Source organism: Glycomyces salinus (assembly GCF_016428645.1).
In the GTDB taxonomy this organism is placed as follows: Bacteria; Actinomycetota; Actinomycetes; order Mycobacteriales; family Micromonosporaceae; genus Glycomyces; species Glycomyces salinus.
Genome location: NZ_JAELXW010000209.1, coordinates 1 through 351, shown reverse-complemented (window position 1 = coordinate 351; position 351 = coordinate 1). Strand labels below are relative to the sequence as shown.

Sequence of the window (351 nt, the reverse complement as noted above, 5' to 3'; positions counted from 1 at the left end):
TTCGAGGTAGTCGATGTTGGGCAGGCCGCCGGAGTCGGTCGCTACCAGGCTGATGGTGTTCTCGCCCTCCTCCAACGGCACGGTGACCGTCTCGGTGTCCCAGTCCGACCATGAACCGGTGACCTGGAAGGTCGCGGCGTCGACCGTGGCCCCGTTCACCACCACGTCGGCGCCGCGGTCGCCGCCGGAGGAGCCGTTGGCGAAGCGGATGTCCACCGCCGCCTCACCGGCGCTGTCGGCGTCCACGGTGAACTCGGCGGCCGCACCGGTCTCGTTCGGCGTGTTGCAGAACCCGGTACCGGAGTAGCCGGAGTGGTTGGTATCGATCGTCCCGTCGCACACCGCCGGCGC

The 351-nt window shown here is 69.5% G+C and carries 1 protein-coding gene; it reads right to left on the bottom strand.

Annotated features, from left to right (window positions below):
* Positions 1–351, bottom strand: a 351-nt coding sequence (locus tag JFB92_RS25075; protein ID WP_199044702.1) for a carbohydrate-binding protein, incomplete at both ends; no start/stop codon positions are given.